The organism is Leuconostoc fallax, from assembly GCF_004354645.1.
Lineage (GTDB): Bacteria > Bacillota > Bacilli > Lactobacillales > Lactobacillaceae > Leuconostoc_B > Leuconostoc_B fallax.
The window spans coordinates 82,630-99,898 of sequence record NZ_PUFI01000015.1 but is presented as its reverse complement, the minus strand read 5'-3'; the positions used below and the strand labels follow the sequence as shown (position 1 = coordinate 99,898).

The following is a 17,269-nucleotide window of genomic DNA, read 5'->3' as shown; positions in this document are numbered from 1 at the left end:
AAACATTATTGAGCAAATATAGGAGTACAAAGCAAATGGCACATACATTTTTATTAGAAATTGGTTTAGAAGAAGTACCTGCACATCTTGTAACAGGTGCGGCAGAACAGTTAGTCAAGCGGACACAAGCTTTTCTTGAGCAACACAGATTAGATGTTGCAGAAATTAAGTCTTATTCAACACCTAGAAGATTAGCTGTCCAACTCATTGATGTTGCAGAAAATAGTGCATCGATTGATGAAGAATATCGTGGTCCATCTTTAAAAATTGCAAAAGACGACACCGGTAATTGGAGTAAAGCTGCACAGGGGTTTGCCCGAGGAAAAGGGGCCACGCCAGATGATTTCGTTGAAAAAGATGGGTATGTTTTCGTTTCAAAACATATTTCAGGAGTACCTGCCATCGATATTTTAGCTAATATTGGTAGTGAAGTTGTTGAGCAAATGAAGTTTTCAACTTACATGAAGTGGGCTAATTTTGATTTTCTTTATGTCCGTCCAATACGTTGGTTAGTTGCGCTATTTGACAGTGACATTGTTGATTTTTCAGTTCTAGATGTTCGTTCTGGTCGCACGACACGAGGACATCGCTTCTTGAGTTCGGACAACATCGACATTTTAAATGCTCAAAGTTATGAAGAAACATTGGCATTAGCGCATGTTGTGGCGGACGCGCACCAACGTAAACAAAAAATTCGCCAGCAATTAGATGATATTGCAGCACAACACCAATGGGTGCTGCATGTTGATGAAGACCTGCTAGAAGAAGTGAATAATATTGTTGAGTGGCCCACAACTTTTTCAGGTAGCTTCGATGAGAAATATTTAGCTGTTCCTGATGAAGTTTTAATCACTTCAATGCGTGAGCATCAACGTTTCTTTTTTGTGACAGATCAAGATCAGCACTTATTGCCTTATTTTGTATCCGTAAGAAACGGTGACGCTAATCACTTACAAAATGTGATTGCCGGAAATGAAAAGGTCTTGATTGCACGCTTGGAAGATGCAGTCTTCTTTTATCAAGAAGATCAGCAAAAGACAATTGCTGATTATATGGAAAAAGTTAAAAAGCTTGTCTTCCACGAAAAAATTGGTAGTGTTTATGAACACATGCAGCGTGTTAAACAACTTGCAGCGCAATTAGCAGAATCATTTGATTTCACAACACAACAGCAGCAAGATCTCTTACGCAGTGCTGATATTTATAAGTTTGATTTAATGACTGGTATGGTTGGCGAATTTGATGAATTGCAAGGTATTATGGGTGAGCATTATGCTAAACGCTTTGGTGAAAGTGATGCCGTAGCTGCTGCTATTAAAGAACATTATTTGCCAGTTAGTGCAGATGGTGATTTGCCGGTTAGTGATGTTGGCGCAGTGTTGGCCTTAGCTGATAAGTTAGATGGTATTATATCTTTCTTCGCTGCTGGGTTAATTCCAAGTGGATCAAATGATCCTTATGGGTTGCGTCGTGCTGCAACAGGTATTGTGCGCATTTTGAAAGACAAAAAGTGGCACATCGCCTTAGCTGATGTTTTAGCAACATTTATACCAAAGAATTCAGCAACAGAGGGTGCTGATCTACAGACGATTTTGAATTTCATATTGGATAGAGTGCGTAAAATTGAGAGTGATAAAGGTATTCGCTCAGACATTATTGCAGCAGGAACACAAATGAAGTCAATATCAGATATTGTGTATATTGATGAACGCGTGCATGTTTTAGCACAACATGCACAGGATGATGCTAATTTCCGAGAAGTTATGGAAACTTTGACACGTGTTCAAAAATTAGCGCATGGATACGTCGCACAAGGGGAAGTTCAAGTGGAGCTATTAGAAAACGACGCTGAACAGGCATTATATCGTTTGACACATGAATTGAATCTTGATGTATTGGTGAACGAAGGGGCTGAAGTTGTTTATACGACTCTAGCTAATTTGACACAAGCAATTCAAGATTACTTTGATAATACAATGGTGATGGTTGATGATGAACGAATTAAAAACAACCGCTTGACACAATTAAGCCAAATTAATCGTTTAATTATGCAATTAGGTGATTTGAATCAAATTGTAACAAAATAAAGCGATATATAATGATTAAAATAATGCAAAGCGCGGGTTTATCCAGCGCTTTTTTATTGGTAAAATAAGAGTGTATATATAAAGAAAGAAAACGCATTGTAGTGAGATAATGCGCTAGAAAATTATGCCTAATATTGATATTAACGCTTTAAAAGAAAGACAAAAACATATTCGTAACTTTAGTATTGTTGCGCATATTGACCACGGTAAGTCAACAATTGCTGATCGTATCTTAGAACAGACGCATACTGTTGCTGAACGTGATATGCAAAATCAATTACTTGATACGATGGAGCTAGAACGAGAACGTGGTATCACAATTAAGTTAAATGCTGTTGAGGTCCATTATGATGCAAAAGATGGCGAGACGTATATTTTTCATTTGATTGATACACCAGGACACGTTGATTTTTCATATGAAGTATCACGTTCTTTGGCCGCTGCTGAAGGCGCAATTTTAGTTGTGGATGCAGCACAGGGCGTGGAAGCACAAACATTAGCCAATGTTTATTTAGCTTTGGATAATGACTTAGAAATTTTGCCAGTCATTAATAAAATTGATTTACCTGCTGCTGATCCTGAAAAAGTCAGACAAGAAATCGAGGATGTTATTGGTATTGATGCATCGGAAGCAGTATTAGCATCGGCAAAGCAAGGTATCGGTATTCCTGAATTACTTGAAAGAATTGTAACTGATTTACCAGCACCACAAGGGGATTTAGAAGTACCTTTACGTGCACTTATTTTTGATTCGGAATATGACGCTTATCGTGGTGTCGTACTGAACTTGAGAATTAAAGAAGGTATCGTTAAGCCTGGCGACCGTATTCGACTTATGAATACAGGAGCGGAATATGACGTGACTGAAGTTGGTGTCATGTCACCAGATGCACAAAAACGTGATTATTTGATGGCTGGAGATGTTGGCTATTTAACAGCATCTATTAAAGATATTACGACCACACATTCAGGGGATACAGTAACATTGGCTACTCATCCAGCTGAAGAACCTTTGCCTGGTTATCGCCCTATGACGCCGATGGTATATGCAGGATTATATCCAGCAGACAACGCGAGATATACAGATTTACGTGAAGCCTTAGAAAAATTGCAGTTGAATGATGCGGCATTGGAGTTTATACCTGAGACATCACAGGCTCTAGGATTTGGGTACCGTGTTGGATTCCTTGGATTACTGCATATGGATGTGATTCAAGAGCGTCTAGAGCGTGAATTTAATTTAGACTTAGTAACTACAGCACCGTCAGTAACCTATCAAGTAACCAAGAGCGACGATGAAGTTGTTGAAATTGAAAACCCATCAGAATTACCTGAAGCTAGTCAAATTAAATCTATATTAGAGCCTTACGTCCATGCATCGATTATGGTGCCAAATGAATATGTTGGTGCAGTGATGGAATTAGCCCAGCGTAAACGTGGTGAATTTGACACGATGGATTATTTAGATGCCTCACGGGTTAACGTTAAATACTATATTCCGCTTTCAGAAATCATTTTTGATTTCTTTGACCGCTTAAAATCTAATACACGTGGGTATGCATCATTAGATTATGAAATTAGTGGTATGCGACAAAGTGATTTAGTTAAGATTGATATTTTACTTAACAGTGAGAAAGTAGATGCATTGAGTTTCATTGTTCATCGTACATTTGCTGCTGAACGCGGTCGCATTATCACGGCTAAATTGAAAGAGTTAATTCCACGTCAAAACTTTGAAATTCCAGTTCAAGCAGCGATTGGCTCTAAGATTATTGCACGTACTAATATTAAGGCTTATCGCAAAGATGTGACATCTAAAATTCATACTGGTGATCCAGATCGACGTGCTAAATTATTGGACAAGCAAAAAAGAGGTAAAGCACGTATGAAGGCTGTTGGTATTGTGGATATTCCACAAGAAGCATTTATGGCAGTATTGAATACAGATGATGACGAACAATACTCACGTGGTAATTAGTCGTATCGTTACTGATTCACTTTTTTGTTTATGGTGCTAAGATAGTGATAGAAGTGCTATTTCAGTAAATTGAAAACGTGTCGAACAAGAAAGAGGTTGGGTATGGCAATATCAGTTATTGACAAAATTAAAAAATTTTGGCCATTTGGTCAAGTGAAAATGACGGCTATTGGTGTAGATCAATTCTTGCCTAGCCAAGACGCTCGTGCTTTTACTGCCAAAGTAATTGCACGGCCATCCGCTACCAGTCGAGATTTATTAATTAAAGTATTGGCAAGCGCTATTAATCCAGTAGATATTAAAATGCGAGAAAGTTACAAAAATAATGGTGAATTTCGTGTTTTCGGTTTTGATGCTGTGGGTGAAGTAATCAGTAAGGGATCTCAAGTTACAGACTTTCAAGTTGGTGATAAAGTATTTTATGCGGGCGCACAGATGCGACAGGGATCTAATGCGGAATATCAATTAGTTGATGAACGTTTAGTCGCATTAGCACCCCAGACGTTGCGTGATGAAGAAATAGCTGCAATGCCGTTAACCTCAATTACTGCCTCAGAAATTTTAGGGGATGCTATGGGCTACCAGATTGATAGTAACAGCGCGCAAGGACATACGATTTTTATTGTGAATGGTGCTGGAGGTGTTGGTTCAACTTTAATTCAATTAGCTAAATATATGGGGATGGTTGTTATTACGACAGCCTCTCGTCCAGAATCAGTCGCATGGGTTAAATCTTTAGGTGCTGATTACATCCTTGACTATCATCAAGATTTACAAGTACAACTTACAAAGATTGGACATGATCAGGTAGATAATATTGCAATTTTACAGAATACAAATGCCTATTGGTCTCTTGTTCTGCAAACGATTAAGCCGTTTGGACATATTGTTTCAATTGTAGAAACGACAGCGCCAATTGATATGGCACCTTTGAAAAATCGAGGCGTTCAATTTAGCTGGGTATTTATGTTTGCTAAGGCAAACTATGGTATTGCCATGGAAACACAAGGGCAAGCATTATCTAAGATTAGTCAACTATTAGAAGAAGGAAAAATTAAGTCGACATTAACCAAAACCTATCATGGGTTAACAGCTGAAAATATTCGGCAAGCAACTCAAGACGTGGAAAGTGGCCGAATGATTGGAAAAGTTGTTGTGCGACATAATGAGGAAATATAATGAATTGGCAAGCGATTACTGTCAATACCAGTGATGAAGCCATCGAGGCAGTTTCTGCCATTTTAATGGATGGTGCTGGTGCAGAGGGCGTTCAAGTGAATGATCAAGTGACACCCGTAAAAATTACAGCTTACTTTGAAGATAATGCTGCTATCCGTCATATTATTCAGACGATAAAAACAGCATTAGCAAGCTTAGAAAGATATGGTATCAATGCGTCGCCTGCAACACTAGATATTGCAGGTATTAGCGAAAAAGATTGGTCTGATAACTGGAAAGCTTATTATCATGCGACACGAATCACACGTCATCTCACTGTGGTACCAGCTTGGGAATCGTTTTTGCCACAGCAAGAGCATGAGTATCCTATCTTTTTGAATCCTGAACTATCTTTTGGAACAGGAACACATCCTACAACCAAGCTCATGTTGCAGGCCTTGGAAACAGTCGTTCGTGGTGGAGAAACCATGTTAGACATTGGTACTGGATCAGGCGTATTATCGATTGCAGCGAAACAGTTGGGCGTGGCACAGATTTTAGCAACAGATGTTGACGACGATGCGGTCCAAGTTGCTCGAGATAATTTACTTGTTAATCCGATAGCACAAGATGTTAAGGTTATTGTTAGTGACTTGATGGCAGGTGTTGATTCAGCGCCTGTTGATTTAATTGTGGCTAATATTTTAGCAGATGTGATTGAGTTATTGATCCCACAGATTTGGGGCTATTTAAAACCAGGTGGTTACTTTATGGTATCTGGTATTATCGAGGCGAATGCACATCATATTTTGAATCAATTCACTGACGCTGGCTACCAAGTCATTCAACATAATCAAATGGGAGACTGGCATAGTTTTATTGTTCAAAAACTAGTCGATGAGGAAATAGCATAGTATGCAGAGATACTTTTTAAACAATGAAATATCAGAAACTTTCACATTAACATCAGATGCTGATGCCTTTCAACATTTTGGTAGAGTATTACGTGCTAAGATTGGAAGTCAAGCAGAGTTCGTCACCCCATCTCAGAAAGTGATTTATATTGCTGAAGTTGAAACATTGGATCGTCATGAAATGGTGCTGCGTGTTATTGATGAAAAAGATGCAGGAGACATTGAGTTACCTATTAGTATTGATTTAATCGTTTCACCTTTAAAGAATGATCGCTCCGATTGGTTGGTTCAAAAGGCTACGGAATTAGGTGCCAATCGAATTATTTTTACTAAGATGACACGGACAGTAGCTAACTGGGATCGACAGTTACCAAAAAAACAACAACGATTACAAAAAATTGCTAAAGCTGCTGCGGAACAATCCCATCGATTAAAAATACCTGAGATTGTATTTATGAGTTGGCAAGATATTCTCAAAGTGCCAAAAGATGCTGGTATTGTGGCATGGGAAGAATCAGCACGCCATAATGAACATGCGGCGCTAGTGTCGGTTGTTAACCATCACCAACATAGCAGATTAGCGATGTTATTTGGACCAGAGGGTGGATTAACAGAAAATGAAATCCAAGATTTAAGCCATCATGATTTTCTGTCAGCAGGATTAGGCCCAAGAATATTACGTGCGGAAACGGCGCCATTATACGCTTTATCTGCTGTTAGCCTATTGTGCGAATTGGTATAATTCGTTAAAATACATTATATACATTTGGAAGTTGGTAAACTTATGGTAAAAAACAATCTTAATAAAAGCTATGTTTATCATATTCTAATATCACTATTTTTGGGTGTTTTTTCGCCTTATTTTAGTAGATTACTAGGATTCAATGAATTGACGCGTCTTGCTTTGGTTTATTTTTTGATTAATGGTGTCTATATGCTTTATCTTGGTTTGTATACAAGGAAAAGAGGGTTAACACCTTTTATATTGGTTGTCTTACCCTTAGGATTCAGCGTACTTGCCACATTACTATGGCAAGCAGTATCAACAGATTACGGATTCTACTTTAGTGGTTTATACCTCATTCTTGGTCTATTTACATTTTTTGGTGATACACGTGATGATCCTGATGAAGATATGATTCAAATTGAACATGATTTTCAAAGTGATGATATTTAAGGCGTCTTGAATATTGGCGAAACAGTTATGATATATTGAATTAAATAGCTAATAAAAAGCATGTACTCGACATTTGAGTACATGCTTTTTATAATGATTAGTTATTAGAACCAACACTAGCTGATCCAGAGCTGATACCAGCTTCAGCCGGTGTTTCACCAGATTGAGAAATTGAATTTACGGTTGGTAAACCGCCATTGCTCCAAGAAGCATCTTTAACTTCATATTCAACAATATTTCCTTTGACAACCGGTGTGACAGTGTCGGGAGCGACCCAATCTTTATTTTCTTTATCAGACATCGCATATGACATGACGTGCTGATAAATTTGAGCAGGTAAGTCTTGTGATTCCCATGGAATATAATTTTCTTTAGGTTGGTCATATCCTGTCCAAACGGATAGGGCGTAGGAGCGTGTATAACCAGTAAACCAAGAATCTTGAATAGCTCGATCAGGCATCCCCGCATCTTCTGCATAAGATACTAATCCAGATTTACCGGCCTGATGCAGACCGGTAATTTCAGCGTCGGCAGCAGAGGCATTTGGTTTGATGACACCTTTCATCATATCCGTTAACATAAAGGCAGTGCTGGACTTCATAGCACGTTTACCTGATGTATTGAAATTATGTGTTGTACCATCTGCTGTGGTGATTTTCTTAACATAGCTTGGTTTATAGTATGTGCCACCGTTGGCAACAGCACCAAAGGCTGCAGCTGCTTGTTCAGAAGAGAAATCGATACCGATAGCAGCAGAGCCTCCAGGCGTTTCTGAAGTGGGGATACCAAGACTATTAACAAATTCACCAGCGCGGGTACCACCAACTTCTTCAAGTGTTCGTGCGGCAGGGGTATTTCGAGATTGGGTAAGGGCTGTTCGCATTGTGATGTTACCCATGAACTTACCATCCCAGTTATTCAATGAAATATTTGTTCCAGTGTATTTGTAAGCCTTATCTACAACGGTACGGTTAGTAGGCCAATTTAGATATTCAATAGCTGGACCATAATCTAACAATGGCTTGATTGATGAACCAGAAGAACGTGTTGTTTGTGTGGCACGATTAAGTGCTAAGGTTGTGGAAACATTTCGGCCACCAATTTGTGCGACTACGCGACCATTTTCAGGATTAGTCATTGTAGCACCTACTTGTGTTTGGTCACTAGGGAAAGCAACGCTTGTACCGTTCACTGTATCATACAAGTTTTGTTGTAGATTAGAATCCATATTGGTGTAAATCTTTAGGCCAGACTTAGTTGTGTCATAACCTAATTTTTTAACTTCAGAAAGTGTGGAAGAAACGTAGGCGTCCACAACTTTGCGATTAGCATTGGCTAACTCAGCCTTCGAATCTAGACTTTTTAGACCCTCAGTAACGGATACCTTTTTAGCTTCATTAGCTTGCTTTTGTGTAATGATGTTATTCGTTGCCATTGACTGTAAAACTAAATTACGACGTGCTTTAGCAGCAGAAGTATCACTGCTATAGGGATCATAGTTAGTTGGAGACTGTGGCAAGCCAGCTAATAATGCTAATTGTGCCAATGAAAGTTGCGTCAGAGGTTTGTCATAAAAATATTCTGAGGCAGTTTTCATGCCATACACACCATGACCCATATAAACCTTATTGATATAGAAGTTTAGAATTTGATTTTTACTAAAATTCTTTTCAACACGCATAGCCAACCAAGCTTCTTGTGCTTTACGTTTTAATGTCTGGTCAGAAGACGAGGTACTAAAAACAGATAGTTTAACGAGTTGTTGCGTTAAGGTTGAGCCACCTTGCATACCCAGTGAAGAGCCTTTGAAGTTAGCAAGTGCTGCGCCTAATATACGGATAGGGTCAACACCATTGTGCTTATAAAAACGACGGTCTTCTATAGACGTTATGGCTTGTTTAAGTTGTTTTGGAATGTCACTGTTAGAAGCGTAGTCACGCTGCTGCGTTGACATGGTCCAAATGACTTTACCTTGATTATCTAAAATTTCGCTAGAATTTTCTGAGGCTAAATCAGCTTCCGTAATATTTGGTGCATCATTTGCGTAAGTAAAGAAAACTGCTGCGCCGGCTAAAGAACCAATGAATCCAAGTATAAACAGCCATACGAGGATAATTAACCACCATTTTCGACGCTTTTTACGTGGCTTTCGATTTTTTTTCTTGGAAGGATGTTGATCATACAGTTTTTGGTTCCGATTAACACGTGAACCATTTGTACTGTTCTCGTTCATATTTTTAAGCTCCTCATATTTTGAAAACATTCACCTTATTTATTGATATGGGCTAACCATTCATCAAGCGCAACTAAGTAATCCAACGAAGGTGTTAGACTTTCTGGAATACGATAGCTATGCGTCACAATAGTTTCATAAGAGATGGACTGTTTACCTTTATGTAATTGCCATTCATATATGAGATGACTTGCGGGATAGACATAGTTTTCATTTAAACTTGTAAATTTAATGATAACAAATCCGAGTCCGCCTTGCGATAAGACATTGGCTAGATGATCGATTTGATGTTGATGGAAATTCTTTAAAGGAAAAGAGGTTTTATTTTTCGTTTCCTTAGCATCAAAATCAATGTAATGGCCCTGATAGACACCGTTATAGTCGGTTGTAGAAGCTTGTTTAAAGTAAGCTTCGGTAATCTTAGCTGCTGATCTTGCAGGGTAATCAACGTTAACGATGGTAATCGGTGTCGGTTTTTTATGGATAACGGCCAGCCGGTTAGCAAGATAAAAATCATTTGCAACGTTAATTTCTTCCTCTAATCCCATACCTCGGCGACTGAATGTCAGAGCCTTTTTAGTTGTTTTTCCGGTGCGCATCATATTAGTAACCTGTGATGTATGATGCATGCCTTTTGGATAATGAATAGTCATAATATTCCTATCAATGAAGTGGTATCCTATATATTATAACAAAGTTCAAAATTTAGGATAGAAAAATATGTCACGGGTTTGGATAACGGGCTATCGTAGCTATGAATTAGGCGTGTTTAGTGGTAAAGATGCTAAAATAAAGATTCTAAAGTTTGCTTTAAAGCGTCTATTAAAAGAACAATTAGAAATGGGCTTGGAATGGCTTATTACTGGCGGACAATTAGGTGTAGAACAGTGGAGTGTTGAGGTCGCTCAAGAATTAAAGCAGGAATATCCTGACTTTAAAATTGCGGTGATGCTACCATTCAAAGCGTTTGGCAGCCAATGGAATGAAGATAATCAGGCACAATTAGCACAAATCATTGGTCAAAGTGATTTTTCCGATAGTGTTTCTAGTCAACCGTATAACAGTCCTGGACAACTCATTAATTACCAGAATTTTATGTTGTCACATACGGATAGTTGTTTGCTGATTTATGATGAAGAATTTGAAGGTAAAACACAATACGACTTTAAAGCCATTAAACAGTTTCAAAATCGTTCACCTTATCCTATGCAGCAAGTGACCATGGCAGATTTGCAGGACTATGCTACAGAATATGATGCATTGCAACAAGACAATTTTTAGAGATATCTTGTACAATATTTTTGTGTTTTTGATAAAAATTTGGTATTATATATAGAGTAAATTGAAATGTGAGGTGTGCCTTTTGGAACAAGTGAAGTACACACAGAAGGATATTCTTGATCGTGTTTTCAAGCAAAAGCGCATGGGCGTAGGATATGATCCTGCGGATGTCGACAGCTTTTTAGATGATATTATCAAGGATTACGGTGCGTTTAGTAATCGAATTGATCAGTTACAAAGCGAAGTTTCGAAGCTACAAAGCGCTTTGAAGCAAGCACAGGATCAGTTAACAGTTGCAAAAAGTCAAGCGACTAATGTAACATCAAGTCAAGTGAGTGCAGAACCATCATTTGATGCAGCACCAACACAGTCAGAAACAGTACAACCTGTTACTAACTTAGACTTGATTAAGCGTGTTGCTAATTTAGAACGTGCAGTTTTTGGTAGAGATCACGACACCATCATATCTGATTTAAAATAAGAGTTTTAATACATTACAAGCATTGGGTAATTGCGCGTGATAATTCTCACGTGAGGAAGGTCCATGCTCGCACCAGCTGTGATGCTGGTAGTGTTTGTGCCGAGATAAAAAATAAGCTCGGGCGCGTTTAGCTTAGACTAAATGTGACGGCGGTTGAAATTGCTAAGGTCTTGTACTATGCAATAGTAAACTTGAAGGTGCCACAGAGACGATATGCTAATGAAAATTAGTATTTGGAACGCGGTAAACCCCACAAGCGGGCAACCCAAACTTTTGGTAGGGGCGGCTAACCTAGTGAATTCGAAACGATGGTTGGTATGGCGTTATACGCTTAGATAGATGATTACCGAAGGTAATAGTACCCGCTATTACTGGAACAAAACATGGCCTACAGATGCTTGTCTGGGTGAGTCCGCTTAATTGCGGGCTTTTTTATTGTTCGGATTATCTTGTAGAAACGGATAATCTTTAATATAATAAATTAACAGTATAACGACAGCGATAAAGAACAAAATTGTTGCACAAAGTTTGATATTTATATTTTCCAATCATTAAATGAAAGGAAATATTATATTGGTTCGTATTGGCAACAGATAGTTTACTAATATAATAGTGTGAAGAAGCTTATGGCAAAACAAAAAATATATACAGCACAAGAAGTACTCGACCTAGTTAAAGATTATATGTCGCAGCAAGATGCTGCTTCTGTTAAAGCGGCTTATGAATGGGCAGCGGATTTACATAAAGAACAACTCCGTAAATCGGGCGAACCTTATATTATTCATCCAATACAAGTTGCAGGTATTCTAGCTGATTTAAAAATGGATACGGCGACAGTAGTTGCAGGCTATTTACATGATGTCGTTGAGGATACACCAGCCACCTTAGAAGATGTTGAGGACAAGTTTGGGGATACAGTGGCGCGTATCATTGATGGCGTGACAAAAATCAGTAAAATTAAATATAAAAGTTCCCAAGAACAACTTGCCGAAAATCATCGTAAGTTATTATTAGCGATGTCACAAGATATTCGAGTTATCATCGTTAAGTTGGCTGATCGTTTACATAATATGCGGACGCTTGGTGCGTTACGTCCCGACAAGCAACAACGAATTGCGAATGAAACGTTGGATATCTATGCACCGTTGGCTGATCGTTTGGGTATTAGTGCAATGAAATGGGAATTAGAAGACTTATCATTAAGTTATTTGAATCCCGAAGAATATCATCATATTGCATCTTTGATGAATATGCGACGTGAAGAACGTATTCATTATGTGGATGATGCCGTCAATGAGATTGAAAATGCTATTCAGGATTTAAAGTTAGAAAATACTAAAGTGTATGGTCGACCAAAACATATTTATTCCATATACCGTAAAATGGTCGATAAAAATAAGAATTTTGAAGAAATTTATGATTTATCAGCTGTTCGTATATTAACTAATACGATACCGGATACTTATGCTATTTTAGGTGCCATTCACTCGAAATGGACACCAATTCCGGGTCGCTTCAAAGATTATATTGCGTTACCAAAAGCCAATGGTTATCAAAGTTTACATACAACAGTTATTGGTCCTGGAGGCCGCCCTCTAGAAGTTCAAATTAGAACACATGACATGCATGAAATCGCTGAATTTGGTGTAGCAGCACATTGGGCATATAAAAAGAACAAAGGGTCTGATCAAGAAGCTAAGATTAAAGATCAAACTGAGCAAAAACTCAATGTTATTCAAGGTATCTTGGAATTACAACAAGGTGCCAAGGATGCTGAAGATTTTATGGATAGTGTGCAAGGTGATCTATTTAGTGATCGTGTATACGCTTTTACTCCACGTGGTGATGTTTTTGAATTATCCAAAGGAGCACAGCCATTGGATATGGCTTTCTCGATTCACACAAACGTCGGGATTAAAACTACCGGTGCAAAGGTCAATGGTCGTATTGTACCGTTAGATTATAAAATTAAAACAGGCGATATTGTTGAAATTATTACAAGTGCGACGGCAAAACCAAGTCCAGATTGGTTGAATCTTGTTGCGACAAGACGTGCACGAAATAAAATTAAACAGTATTTCAAGCAACTTGATCGTGCAGATAATATTATTGCTGCTAAAGATTTACTAGCGCATCATTTACGTGAAAATGGCTTTAATTCGGATGAATTATTAACAACTGAAAACTTAGCTAAAGGTGCAGAAAGGTTACATTATCACTCGGCTGATGATATGTTAGCAGCTATTGGTTTTGGTGATGTTCAAGTACCAGGAGTAGCTAATAAATTAACAGAAGATATCCGAGAAGCACGTGAAAAGCAGGCCAACGAGAACCTACAGCGTGAGCTATTAGAAGAAGGCCATGCAATTGAACGTAATGAAGTAGCACTTTCTCAGCGCCGGCGTAGTGGTACAGATGATATTGTTATTGCTGGTGTTGATAATTTGTTAATACGATTAGGCCGCTGTTGCACGCCAGTACCAGGGGATGAGGTAAAAGGATACATTACAAAAGGGCGTGGTATTTCTGTCCATCGTATCGGGTGTCCTAATATTCGAGCAGCTGAAGCACAAGGGCAACGATTGGTTGATGTCCAGTGGGAAGATGAAAACGGCTTGAAGCCTAATTATGATGCAGATGTGACAGTGAGTGGTGAGAATCGTACAGGTTTATTAAATGATGTCTTAAGAACGGTGAATGCCAGAACAAAGTACGTTAATTCGGTAAATGGTCGTGTAATCAAAAATGGTATGGCACAAGTTTCTCTATCATTGGGTGTTAAAAATAGACAACAGTTGGAAGCTATTTTAGATGCGTTGAATAATTTGCCAGCTGTTTATGATGTGGAACGAGCATTCCACTAAATGGTACTTGAATGAATTGGGGTATGTATGAAAATTGTATTGCAACGTGTATCTGATGCAATGGTTACCATCGACGGTACCGTTACTGGCCAAATTGGACAGGGATATGTTTTGTTAGTTGCTGTTAATGATCAAGATACAGTAGCAGATATTGACTATTTAGTGAATAAAATTTCAAAATTACGTGTTTTTGAAGATAATCAGCACAAAATGAATCTTAGTTTATTAGATATCGGTGGTAGTATTTTGTCGATATCACAATTTACTTTATATGCTAATACTAAGAAAGGTAATCGTCCAAGCTTCACGGATGCTGGGCAACCAGATTTTGCTAAGCAAATGTACAATGCATTTAACCAAGCGTTACGTACAGCTGGTATTACCGTTGCAACAGGTGAATTTGGTGCTGATATGCAAGTTTCACTTACAAATGATGGACCAGTGACGATTATATTTGATACACAAAATAAATAAAAGCATGCCTTATAGGTATGCTTTTTTCATCTTAATCAGCTATTTGTTTGCGAATGTAATTGTCTATACCGGAAGTAATACGCTGAGCAATTTTTTGTTGATAATCTTGACTTCGAATATATTGGAAATCATCATCATTATTGATAAAACCCATCTCAAGTAGAACTGCTGGACGTGAATTATTTTTAATCACGATGTAACCCGCCGTATCTACGCCGCGATTATGTAAGGGTAAATCATTGAATTTTTGACTTAAGGACTCTGCTAATTGTTTAGAACCATTAGACTGATGATAATAGTATTGAGAAATACCACTTGCTGTATTGTCTTCAGAAGATGAATCATAGTGTATTGAAATAAAAGCATCGGCCTGTTGTTTTTGTGCTGGTGTGGGAATATGCAGCAAAGGGACAAGCGTATCATCTTTACGAGTTAAAATAACACGCGCACCTTGTTGGACTAATTGTTGTTGGATTTTCTTAACTGTACTTAAAGTGTAGGTCTTTTCATAATGATTGTTATCATTACTAAGTGCACCAGTATCATTACCGCCATGACCAGCATCCAATACAATAGTTGATTCAGAAAGCGGTGTTATTTTTTGAAGTGACTGATTTTCTGGTAACCAACCCGCAATCCAACCAACTTTTTCGTTATCACTACATCTTACTTTATACCAGCCGTGACGTTTGCTTAAAATATGTAACTTTGTGTGTCGCTTAAGTTTTTCTTTCTGTGAATAGGCTATACCTGGGCCAGTACGCAGTGGGATATTTTGCGGTTCGGTAATGATTTCATTGCGGTGTAAGAGTGAGTATAAAAGACCAAAAGTGAAAATTAATATGACAACTGACATAATGATGCCAATGAGATTGCTGAGTAACCATTTTTTTATCATGTTTATGACCATCAAATCAAATTTTTTATCTTAAAATTATACCATATTCTAACATTTATATAGTTGACTTTAGTTTACTGTGTGCTAAACTAATAGTATATTTTGACCGATGAATTGGCGAAGTTAGGTAATGGACACCTCAGAGATTTTGTGTAGGCTGAAAGCAAAACAAAAACCTAGCTTCAGACACCTTGGAGGTAACTAGTAAAATAGTTCGTGTGTTGCGCGTTAAGCAATTGAGCATGTCTGATTTTTAAAAATGTAGGCATATCTAAGGTGGTACCGTGCCAAAAGCACCCTTAGCGAGATTTTCTCGTAAGGGTGCTTTTTTATTAGGCAATGTCAAAATATGTTTGATGAATATAATAATATTAGGAGGAAAGATATAAGATATGTTTTAACGTATTTTATATTTTGATATTATGGCAAAGCCTATTTTTCAACGTCCCAAAGGAACAGCAGACTTATTACCACAGCAAACTGAACAGTGGCAGCATGTTGAGGGAATTGCGCGTTTACTTTTTGGCGACTATGGTTTTAAAGAAATTAGAACCCCACATTTTGAAAACTTTGACGTATTTAGTCGTTCAGCGGGTGATACAAGTGACGTTGTAACTAAAGAAATGTATGATTTTTATGATAAGGGTGATCGTCATATGGCATTGCGTCCGGAAGGGACAGCCGGTATTGTACGTGCTTACGTCGAAAATAAATTATACGGCCCAGAATTTGATAAACCATATAAGGCATTTTATATTGGTCCAATGTTTCGTTATGAACGACCTCAAGCAGGTCGCTTCCGTCAATTCCATCAAATCGGTGCTGAAGCTTTTGGCGCAGTATCCCCAGCATTGGATGTTGAAATTATTGCTATGGCAGTTGATTTCTTTAAAACACTAGGCTTAAAGAATTTAAAAGTGGCTATTAATACTTTAGGAGATAAAACATCGCGTGATGCTTATCGGCAGGCGCTTATTGATTATCTTAAACCACATTTTGATGAATTGAGTCATGATTCACAAGAAAGATTAGAAAAGAACCCATTACGTGTTCTGGATTCTAAGGATCCCAAAGATCAAATTTTCGTTGCAGATGCACCATCTATTTTGGATTATTTGACACCGGAATCTCAAAACCATTGGCAACGTGTACAAGAATTACTAACGGCACTAGATTTGGATTTTGAAGTGGATACCAGCATGGTGCGTGGCTTGGATTATTACAATGATACTATTTTTGAAATTATGACAGCAGACGAAAGTCTTAAGGGGTCAGCCACGATTGCCGGAGGTGGCCGTTATTCTGGATTAGTTGAACAGTTTGGTGGTCCAGAAACACCTGGCGTTGGTTTTGGTATTGGTGTTGAACGTTTGATTGGCTTACTAGAAGCACAACATGTGACATTTAAAAATGATAATGATTTAGATTTTTATGTTGTGAACATTGGTGATGACACAGATACGATTGCGACACAAATTGTACAAGCTATCCGCAGTTATGGTTATATGGCTGAACGTGATTATCTTGCACGCTCACCCAAAGCACAGTTTAAATCTGCTGATAGAGGGCATGCTAAGTTTGTGGTGACTATCGGTGAGCAAGAATTGGCCAACCATTCTGCTAAATTAAAGAATATGCTAACAGGGCAACAATTGGATGTTAAATTGGCTGATTTGTATACTGATTTACCAACAATAATTACAACGGAAGCGGAGGAAGAATAA

Annotated in this window: 14 protein-coding genes and 1 other RNA gene; 12 read left to right on the top strand and 3 right to left on the bottom strand. The window is 38.1% G+C overall.

Annotation, left to right across the window (positions count from 1 at the left end; genetic code table 11):
• The first annotated feature begins 35 nt into the window (after nucleotides 1-35).
• The 6 genes from glyS (at nucleotide 36) to C5L23_RS07075 (ending at nucleotide 7,314) form a co-directional block, all read left to right on the top strand.
• Complete coding sequence (glyS, locus tag C5L23_RS07100) at nucleotides 36-2,087, top strand: glycine--tRNA ligase subunit beta (RefSeq protein WP_010008057.1); 2,052 nt, start codon at nucleotides 36-38, stop codon at nucleotides 2,085-2,087.
• Nucleotides 2,088-2,211: 124 nt separating this feature from the next.
• Entirely contained in the window at nucleotides 2,212-4,065 is a 1,854-nt protein-coding gene (gene lepA, locus C5L23_RS07095) for a translation elongation factor 4 (protein WP_010008058.1), read from the top strand.
• 108 nt (nucleotides 4,066-4,173) lie between these two features.
• Nucleotides 4,174-5,244, top strand: coding sequence for a zinc-binding alcohol dehydrogenase family protein (locus tag C5L23_RS07090; protein WP_029508679.1), 1,071 nt, complete (start codon nucleotides 4,174-4,176; stop codon nucleotides 5,242-5,244).
• Nucleotides 5,244-6,137 carry a 50S ribosomal protein L11 methyltransferase gene (prmA, locus tag C5L23_RS07085; protein ID WP_010008060.1) on the top strand — a complete coding sequence of 298 codons (894 nt, stop codon included), beginning with the start codon at nucleotides 5,244-5,246 and terminating at the stop codon, nucleotides 6,135-6,137. The genes C5L23_RS07090 and prmA overlap by 1 nt, the downstream gene beginning before the upstream one ends.
• A 1-nt stretch (nucleotide 6,138) precedes the next feature.
• Nucleotides 6,139-6,879, top strand: a complete 741-nt coding sequence (locus C5L23_RS07080) for an RsmE family RNA methyltransferase (RefSeq protein WP_133264564.1) — start codon at nucleotides 6,139-6,141, stop codon at nucleotides 6,877-6,879.
• A gap of 42 nt (nucleotides 6,880-6,921) precedes the next feature.
• Nucleotides 6,922-7,314: a hypothetical protein gene (locus C5L23_RS07075; RefSeq protein WP_133264562.1), complete on the top strand. Its 393-nt coding sequence runs from the start codon at nucleotides 6,922-6,924 to the stop codon at nucleotides 7,312-7,314.
• Between the two features lie 97 nt (nucleotides 7,315-7,411).
• On the opposite strand, the gene C5L23_RS07070 is transcribed toward C5L23_RS07075, so the two are convergent.
• On the bottom strand, nucleotides 7,412-9,547 hold the full coding sequence (locus C5L23_RS07070; RefSeq protein ID WP_133264560.1) for a transglycosylase domain-containing protein: 2,136 nt from the start codon (nucleotides 9,545-9,547) through the stop codon (nucleotides 7,412-7,414).
• A 35-nt stretch (nucleotides 9,548-9,582) separates the two neighbouring features.
• On the bottom strand, nucleotides 9,583-10,200 hold the full coding sequence (gene recU, locus C5L23_RS07065) for a Holliday junction resolvase RecU (protein WP_010007177.1): 618 nt from the start codon (nucleotides 10,198-10,200) through the stop codon (nucleotides 9,583-9,585).
• A 67-nt stretch (nucleotides 10,201-10,267) separates the two neighbouring features.
• On the opposite strand from recU, the gene C5L23_RS07060 reads away from it, so the two are divergent.
• The 5 genes from C5L23_RS07060 (at nucleotide 10,268) to dtd (ending at nucleotide 14,647) form a co-directional block, all read left to right on the top strand.
• Nucleotides 10,268-10,828, top strand: coding sequence for an SLOG family protein (locus C5L23_RS07060; RefSeq protein WP_010007175.1), 561 nt, complete (start codon nucleotides 10,268-10,270; stop codon nucleotides 10,826-10,828).
• A gap of 82 nt (nucleotides 10,829-10,910) precedes the next feature.
• On the top strand, nucleotides 10,911-11,309 hold the full coding sequence (locus tag C5L23_RS07055) for a DivIVA domain-containing protein (protein WP_010007173.1): 399 nt from the start codon (nucleotides 10,911-10,913) through the stop codon (nucleotides 11,307-11,309).
• A gap of 18 nt (nucleotides 11,310-11,327) precedes the next feature.
• Nucleotides 11,328-11,705, top strand: an RNA gene (gene rnpB, locus C5L23_RS07050) — RNase P RNA component class B.
• A gap of 230 nt (nucleotides 11,706-11,935) precedes the next feature.
• Nucleotides 11,936-14,173, top strand: a complete 2,238-nt coding sequence (locus C5L23_RS07045; RefSeq protein WP_010007171.1) for a RelA/SpoT family protein — start codon at nucleotides 11,936-11,938, stop codon at nucleotides 14,171-14,173.
• Between the two features lie 27 nt (nucleotides 14,174-14,200).
• Nucleotides 14,201-14,647 carry a D-aminoacyl-tRNA deacylase gene (dtd, locus tag C5L23_RS07040; protein ID WP_010007170.1) on the top strand — a complete coding sequence of 149 codons (447 nt, stop codon included), beginning with the start codon at nucleotides 14,201-14,203 and terminating at the stop codon, nucleotides 14,645-14,647.
• A 31-nt stretch (nucleotides 14,648-14,678) separates the two neighbouring features.
• Here the strand turns inward: dtd and C5L23_RS07035 are convergent, their stop codons facing one another.
• Nucleotides 14,679-15,545 carry an N-acetylmuramoyl-L-alanine amidase family protein gene (locus tag C5L23_RS07035; protein WP_010007169.1) on the bottom strand — a complete coding sequence of 289 codons (867 nt, stop codon included), beginning with the start codon at nucleotides 15,543-15,545 and terminating at the stop codon, nucleotides 14,679-14,681.
• Between the two features lie 422 nt (nucleotides 15,546-15,967).
• Between C5L23_RS07035 and hisS the strand changes: the two genes are divergently transcribed.
• Nucleotides 15,968-17,269, top strand: a complete 1,302-nt coding sequence (gene hisS, locus C5L23_RS07030) for a histidine--tRNA ligase (RefSeq protein ID WP_010007166.1) — start codon at nucleotides 15,968-15,970, stop codon at nucleotides 17,267-17,269.

Coding starts and splice junctions, on each gene's coding strand:
- C5L23_RS07070 (WP_133264560.1), bottom strand. CDS start 9,547: ATGAACGAGAACAGTACAAATGGTTCACGTGTTAATCGGAACCAAAAA.
- C5L23_RS07080 (WP_133264564.1), top strand. CDS start 6,139: ATGCAGAGATACTTTTTAAACAATGAAATATCAGAAACTTTCACATTA.
- C5L23_RS07075 (WP_133264562.1), top strand. CDS start 6,922: ATGGTAAAAAACAATCTTAATAAAAGCTATGTTTATCATATTCTAATA.
- C5L23_RS07035 (WP_010007169.1), bottom strand. CDS start 15,545: ATGATAAAAAAATGGTTACTCAGCAATCTCATTGGCATCATTATGTCA.
- dtd (WP_010007170.1), top strand. CDS start 14,201: ATGAAAATTGTATTGCAACGTGTATCTGATGCAATGGTTACCATCGAC.
- prmA (WP_010008060.1), top strand. CDS start 5,244: ATGAATTGGCAAGCGATTACTGTCAATACCAGTGATGAAGCCATCGAG.
- glyS (WP_010008057.1), top strand. CDS start 36: ATGGCACATACATTTTTATTAGAAATTGGTTTAGAAGAAGTACCTGCA.
- recU (WP_010007177.1), bottom strand. CDS start 10,200: ATGACTATTCATTATCCAAAAGGCATGCATCATACATCACAGGTTACT.
- lepA (WP_010008058.1), top strand. CDS start 2,212: ATGCCTAATATTGATATTAACGCTTTAAAAGAAAGACAAAAACATATT.
- C5L23_RS07060 (WP_010007175.1), top strand. CDS start 10,268: ATGTCACGGGTTTGGATAACGGGCTATCGTAGCTATGAATTAGGCGTG.
- C5L23_RS07045 (WP_010007171.1), top strand. CDS start 11,936: ATGGCAAAACAAAAAATATATACAGCACAAGAAGTACTCGACCTAGTT.
- hisS (WP_010007166.1), top strand. CDS start 15,968: ATGGCAAAGCCTATTTTTCAACGTCCCAAAGGAACAGCAGACTTATTA.